The organism is Jiella marina (assembly GCF_024359545.1).
In the GTDB taxonomy this organism is placed as follows: domain Bacteria; phylum Pseudomonadota; class Alphaproteobacteria; order Rhizobiales; family Rhizobiaceae; genus Jiella.
Window position 1 is genome coordinate 259,960 of record NZ_JAKQZG010000007.1, and the last position, 6,013, is coordinate 265,972.

The 6,013-nt window shown below is 63.4% G+C and carries 7 protein-coding genes and 2 pseudogenes; 8 read left to right on the top strand and 1 reads right to left on the bottom strand.

What is annotated here, in order from left to right:
* Nucleotides 1-448: 448 nt before the first annotated feature.
* Nucleotides 449-1,132, bottom strand: coding sequence for a Crp/Fnr family transcriptional regulator (locus tag MF134_RS14290; RefSeq protein WP_255340139.1), 684 nt, complete (start codon nucleotides 1,130-1,132; stop codon nucleotides 449-451).
* 115 nt (nucleotides 1,133-1,247) lie between these two features.
* On the opposite strand from MF134_RS14290, the gene MF134_RS14295 reads away from it, so the two are divergent.
* From MF134_RS14295 to MF134_RS14330, 8 genes and pseudogenes are all read left to right on the top strand, one after another.
* Nucleotides 1,248-1,421, top strand: coding sequence for a nitrate reductase (locus tag MF134_RS14295; RefSeq protein ID WP_255340140.1), 174 nt, complete (start codon nucleotides 1,248-1,250; stop codon nucleotides 1,419-1,421).
* A 2-nt stretch (nucleotides 1,422-1,423) separates the two neighbouring features.
* Complete coding sequence (locus MF134_RS14300; protein ID WP_255340141.1) at nucleotides 1,424-1,711, top strand: 4Fe-4S dicluster domain-containing protein; 288 nt, start codon at nucleotides 1,424-1,426, stop codon at nucleotides 1,709-1,711.
* Complete coding sequence (locus tag MF134_RS14305; RefSeq protein WP_255340142.1) at nucleotides 1,704-1,967, top strand: chaperone NapD; 264 nt, start codon at nucleotides 1,704-1,706, stop codon at nucleotides 1,965-1,967. Before MF134_RS14300 ends, MF134_RS14305 begins: the two co-directional genes overlap by 8 nt.
* A 15-nt stretch (nucleotides 1,968-1,982) precedes the next feature.
* The gene (gene napA, locus MF134_RS14310; RefSeq protein WP_255340143.1) at nucleotides 1,983-4,487 is read left to right on the top strand and encodes a nitrate reductase catalytic subunit NapA; all 2,505 of its coding nucleotides are present in this window, start codon (nucleotides 1,983-1,985) and stop codon (nucleotides 4,485-4,487) included.
* A complete protein-coding gene (locus MF134_RS14315; RefSeq protein ID WP_255340144.1) occupies nucleotides 4,460-4,963 on the top strand; it encodes a nitrate reductase cytochrome c-type subunit in 504 nt (167 codons plus the stop codon). The genes napA and MF134_RS14315 overlap by 28 nt, the downstream gene beginning before the upstream one ends.
* Nucleotides 4,964-4,965: 2 nt before the next feature.
* The gene (locus tag MF134_RS14320) at nucleotides 4,966-5,556 is read left to right on the top strand and encodes a NapC/NirT family cytochrome c (protein ID WP_255340145.1); all 591 of its coding nucleotides are present in this window, start codon (nucleotides 4,966-4,968) and stop codon (nucleotides 5,554-5,556) included.
* A gap of 93 nt (nucleotides 5,557-5,649) precedes the next feature.
* Nucleotides 5,650-5,772: pseudogene (locus MF134_RS14325) on the top strand (IS256 family transposase); the annotation flags it as partial.
* Nucleotides 5,773-5,851: 79 nt separating this feature from the next.
* Nucleotides 5,852-6,013, top strand: a pseudogene (locus MF134_RS14330) (IS701 family transposase); the annotation flags it as partial.

Genomic DNA, 6,013 nt, shown 5'->3' on the forward strand with positions numbered 1-6,013 from the left:
CGGAAACGCCGCCTTCAAGCGCCAAATCGGCGACCAACAAGACCGAAATCGCATCCGATCGACCCGTTCATGCCTGCTACAGCCCGTCCAGCCCGCCCGCCGTCGCTAAAAATACCGGTACTTCGAGGTCTCCGCTTGATCAATCGTCGTCGATCAGGAGCACGCGGCACACCTGCCAAGGTGGATCGATCATCGCTGGTCGATTGGTCAGCGACAAGGTAAAATGCGTCTCGCGTCACAGATGGCAGTCATGAGAGGGTAGGATTTCGCCCCCTCCCGCAAACTACCCCTGTCTGATCGCTTCTGGCTTTGTAGCAGCCGTTAGGGAGACAGGCAGTTTTGTGTTCGCTGGAAACCGCGTCCTAATATTCTCGTCCTGGCCAAGCACACGATCGTATCGCACGGAATGGCAAGGGTCTCTGAGAGCAGTCCTTCACACCGAACGCCGTCAATCGAGGTGTTTTAACAGCGTCGCCCGGTTCCTGATCACAATATCCCGGCCCTCGACGTTGACCCCCAATGGGCGCAGCGCGGCGAAGGCTCGGGACAATGCCTCCGGCGCCATACCTAGCGTGCCAGCCAAGACTGTCTTGTCGTAGGGAAGACGAACGGCGCATTCGCTTGGTCCCGGCTCGCTGCTCTCGAGAAGAAAGGCGCAAAGCCGCTGTTCGGCATTTTGCAACCGATCGCTGCTCACCCTTCCGACCAGCCGATGCAGATGGAGTGACAACGATCCCAGGAGCGCCATGGCGAGGTCGGCGTCGTCCTTCAGAAGCCCGCGCACCTCCTCTAGAGGCAGACGCGCGAGCCGGGCCGGCTCGACAACCTGCGCCGATGCCGGAAAACGACCGCCCAGGAACATCACCGCCTCGGCGAAGCTCTGGCCGGGCCCAAACAGGCCGATATCTGCCTCCGCCCCGGAGCGATCCATTCTGAACAGGCGCACCCAACCGTCGATCACGATGAAACATTCGGATGCGACATCGCCCTCAGTGAACAGAATCTCGCGCTTCTGCGCTTCGACAATCGTCATGACCGCCACCATCGCTTCGCGTTTGGCCGACGGAAGCTCAGAGAGAAGCGGCGTATTCGCCATGATGATGTGATCGGAAGGCGAGAGGCGTTTGAGCATGGCAGGCCTGATTTCGGGCTGAGCTTGACGATCGTCAAGGACAGATCGTGCAGCCTCGCTTTACCGAATGGGGCAGCTTTCGAAGATCGGCGCTTCGCGGGAGGATCGGCCGACTATGGAACATGCAGCCCCAGCCGCCAGCCGTCGCAGCGAGTTCACGGCCTTTTTCATTCTGGCCTTTCTCATCGTTCCTGCCCTGGTGGTCGCCGGCATCGGCGGTCTCGGCCTTGCGATCTGGATCTTCAATCTCGTCAACGGCGTCGTCGAGGCGCCGCCGGAGGCCGGGTGATCATGGCCAACCTCAGCCGCCGCGCCCTTCTTCGCGGCGAGTTTCAGCCGAAACCGCAGCCCGGCCTGGCCATGGTCGGGGCGGCATGCCTTGCGAGCCGCGGCATCTATTGCCGCAGCTGCGTGGAAAGCTGCGAGCCGGGCGCCCTGTCGATCCGGCCCGCGCTCGGCGGCCGAGCCCATGTCGCGATCGACGCGGCCCTGTGCACCGGCTGCGGCGAGTGCGTCAGCATCTGCCCGGCAGAAGCGATCGCCCTTCGCGCTTCGGCGCAAGAGGCGCGCCATGGCTGAGCCGATCGTCATCTCCAGCCTCTTCGTCCAGGTGCGTCCGGAACGCCTCCGGGCGGTCGCGGTCGCGATTCTGGCCGAGCGCGGTGCCGAGATTTCCGCGGAGGACGCGAGCGGCAAGCTCGTCGTCGTCCTGGAATCGGAAACCGATGCGGCGCTTGCCCGATCGACCGAAAAAATCACGAAGCTGGCCGGCGTCCTGTCCGTCGGCCTCGTGTTCCACCATACCGATGCGGGCGCACCCCGCGTCTCGACGTAAGGGAGCCGACCCATCATGTCAGACACGGAGATCACCCGTCGCGAGGCGCTGAAGGCGCAGGCTGCCATGGTGGCCGCCGCCGCTGCCGGCATCGCGACGCCGGCGGGCGCCGCGAACCTCGTCACCGACGCCGACGAGACTGGGCTCACATGGTCCAAGGCGCCCTGCCGATTCTGCGGCACCGGCTGTTCGGTGATGGTGGCGACGCGCGACAAGCGCGTGGTGGCGACCCATGGCGATGTGCTCTCGCCGGTCAATCGTGGCATCAACTGCGTGAAGGGCTATTTTCTCTCCAAGATCATGTATGGCGCGGATCGGCTGACGACGCCGCTCCTGAGAAAGCGCAATGGCGTCTTCCACAAGGAGGGTGAATTCGAGCCGGTCTCCTGGGACGAGGCCTTCGACGTGATGGCCGAGAAGTTCAAGGAAACGCTGAAGGAGAAAGGACCGACGGCGGTCGGCATGTTCGGTTCCGGCCAGTGGACCGTCTGGGAGGGCTATGCCGCCTCGAAGCTCTACAAGGCGGGCTTTCGCTCCAACAATATCGATCCGAACGCGCGCCATTGCATGGCCTCGGCGGTGGCGGGCTTCATGCGCAGCTTCGGCGTCGACGAGCCGATGGGCTGCTATGACGACATCGAGGCGGCGGACGCCTTCGTCCTCTGGGGCTCGAACATGGCGGAGATGCACCCGATCCTGTGGACGCGGGTGACCGACCGACGGCTATCGGCACCCCATGTCAGGGTGGCCGTTCTCTCGATCTTCGAGCACCGGTGCTTCGACCTCGCCGACATTCCGGTGGTCTTCACCCCCCATGCCGATCTCGCGATCCTCAACTACATCGCCAACCACATCATCGAGACCGGGCGGGTGAACCGCGACTTCGTCGACAAGCACACGACCTTTCGCCGTGGCCAGACGGATATCGGCTACGGATTGCGGCCCGAGCACCCACGCGAGGCGGCAGCGGCGAACGCGGCGACGGCCAATGATTCCGAGCCGATGACCTTCGAGGAATTCGCCGCATTCGTCTCCGAATATACGCTCGACAAGGCCCATGAGATTTCCGGCGTGCCGAAGGAGCGGCTGGAGGCGCTCGCCGAGCTCTATGCCGACCCCGACACGAAGGTCACGAGCTTCTGGACGATGGGGTTCAACCAGCACACGCGCGGCGTCTGGTGCAACAATCTCATCTACAATATCCACCTTCTCACCGGGAAGATATCGACCCCCGGCAATTCGCCCTTCTCGCTGACAGGCCAGCCATCGGCCTGCGGCACCGCCCGCGAGGTCGGCACCTTCGCCCACCGCCTGCCCGCCGATCTCGTGGTGATGAACCCGGAACACCGCGCGACCGCCGAGCGCATCTGGAAGCTGCCCGAAGGAACCATCCCCGAAAAGCCCGGCTACCACGCAGTTCTGCAGAACCGCATGCTGAAGGACGGCAAGCTCAACGCCTACTGGATCCAGGTGAACAACAACCTCCAGGCAGCACCCAACATGAACGAGGAGACCTATCCGGGATACCGCAACCCGGAGAACTTCATCGTCGTCTCCGACGCCTATCCCACCGTCACCGCCATGGCGGCCGACCTGATCCTGCCCACCGCCATGTGGGTGGAGAAGGAAGGCGCCTACGGCAATGCCGAGCGGCGCACCCAGCTCTGGCACGAGCTGGTGCCCGCGCCGGGCGAGGCGAAATCCGACCTCTGGCAGCTCATGGAGTTCTCTAGGCGCTTCCAGGTCGAGGAGGTCTGGCCGGAGGAACTCATCGCCAGGATGCCGGAGCATCGCGGCAAGACGCTCTTCGACATCCTCTTTGCCAATGGCCAGGTGGATGCCTTCCCCCTCGACCAGACATCGCCCGACTACGACAATCACGAGGCGGAGCATTTCGGCTTCTACGTCCAGAAGGGCCTGTTCGAGGAATATGCGAGCTTCGGCCGGGGCCATGGGCACGACCTCGCGCCCTTCGACCGCTATCATGAGGAGCGTGGGCTGCGATGGCCCGTCGTCGACGGCAAGGAGACGCTGTGGCGCTATCGCGAGGGCTCGGACCCCTATGCAGCGCCCGGTTCCGGCTTCGATTTCTACGGCAAGCCGGAGGGCCGCGCCTGGATTTTCGCGCTGCCCTATGAGCCGCCGGCGGAAAGTCCGGACGAGGAATATCCGTTCTGGCTCTCCACGGGCCGGGTTCTCGAACACTGGCATTCGGGCTCGATGACCGAGCGTGTGCCGGAGCTCTACCGCGCGTTCCCCGACGCCGTCTGCTTCATGCATCCCGACGATGCCGCCGAACTCGACATGCGGCGCGGCTCCGAAGTGCGGGTCGTCTCCCGGCGTGGCGAGATCGTCACCCGCGTCGAGACGAGGGGACGCAACAAGCCGCCACGCGGTCTCGTCTTCGTGCCCTGGTTCGACGCGAGCCAGCTCATCAACAAGGTGACGCTCGACGCGACCGACCCGATCTCCAAGCAGACGGACTTCAAGAAATGCGCTGTCAAGCTGGTGAAGGTCTGAGGAGGTTTGCCGTGAAACACTGTCTCGCCCCCGCTTTCGCCTTCGCCGCCACCGCCTTCCTGTTCGGCGCCGCTCTAGCGCAGCCCGTCTCTTTGCGCGGGCCTACCTCGCCGGCCGACAATGCCGAGCCGCCGCCCATGGCGAATTTCGAGGAAGGCGCGGGCCGCAAGGTCCGCAACTATCCGGAGCAGCCGCCGATCATTCCTCACGACGTCACCGGCTACCGGATCGACCTCAACTCCAACAAATGCCTCTCCTGCCACGCCCGCGCGCGGGTGGGCGAGAGCGGCGCGCCGATGGTCTCGATCACCCATTTCATGGATCGCGACGGCCAGTTCCGCGCCGCCGTCACGCCGCGCCGCTATTTCTGCACCCAATGCCATGTCAGCCAGCAGGAGGTCACGCCCCTCGTCGAGAATGACTTCGTCGATCTGGACGATCTGATCCATCCGAAGAACGCCAGCGGGCAGCGCTGATCATGTTGGGTCCGATCCGCTGGTTCTGGCGTACCCTCCGCCGCCCGAGCGTGCATTTCAGCCTGGGCTTCCTGACCTTCGGCGGCTTCATCGCCGGGGTCCTGTTCTGGGGCGGGTTCAACACCGCCCTCGAAGCCACCAATCGCGAGGCGTTCTGCGTGTCCTGTCACGAGATGCGCGACAATGTTTATACCGAACTGAAGACGACGCCGCACTGGTCGAATGCCTCCGGCGTCAGAGCCCAATGCCCGGATTGTCACGTGCCGCACGAATGGACCGACAAGATCGCCCGCAAGGTCGCGGCATCGAAGGAGGTCTGGGGCGCGATCTTCGGCACAATCGATACGCGCGAGAAGTTCCTCGACCATAGACTCGCTATGGCGAGCCGCGAATGGTCTCGGATGACCCACAATGATTCGCTCGAATGCCGCAACTGTCACTCGGCCGATTCGATGGACCTCACCCAGCAAAATCCCCGCGCACAAGAAGCGCACGAAACCTTCCTTCTCACAGACCAGAAGACCTGTATCGACTGCCACAAGGGCATCGCTCACGAACTTCCGGACATGGCGGGTGTCCCTGGATGGCAGTGAGGCATCCGCCGCTCTCAAGGTCAGCCGGAAAGCGTCGATTGTTCCACGGTATACAAGCGGCGCCTAGCATTACAGTTGCGATTTCCAATAACACTCGTCGGCGCCATCCTCATGGAACAGAACGAAGAATGGGCCGTCCAGCGCTCGCGATACATGGCGCTGGAATCTCTGGCTCCCGTCTGCGATGATCCCATCATCAGCCTCCCCGCTGCATGACAGACTGGTCAGCTCGACGTTGCCGCAATCGCCAACGCCAAACGTCGGCTACACCACTTCCTGAGACGTGATCCGCTGGTGGGCGATCGAGGAAAGTTTCGAGACCGCCAAGAACGAGCTTGGCCTCGATCACAACGAAACCCGCTCATGGCATGGCTGGCACCGCCATGTCAGTCTCGTCATGCTGGCCTTTGCCATGATGGCGACCATCCGGATGAAGGCCAATGTCGCGCAACCACCA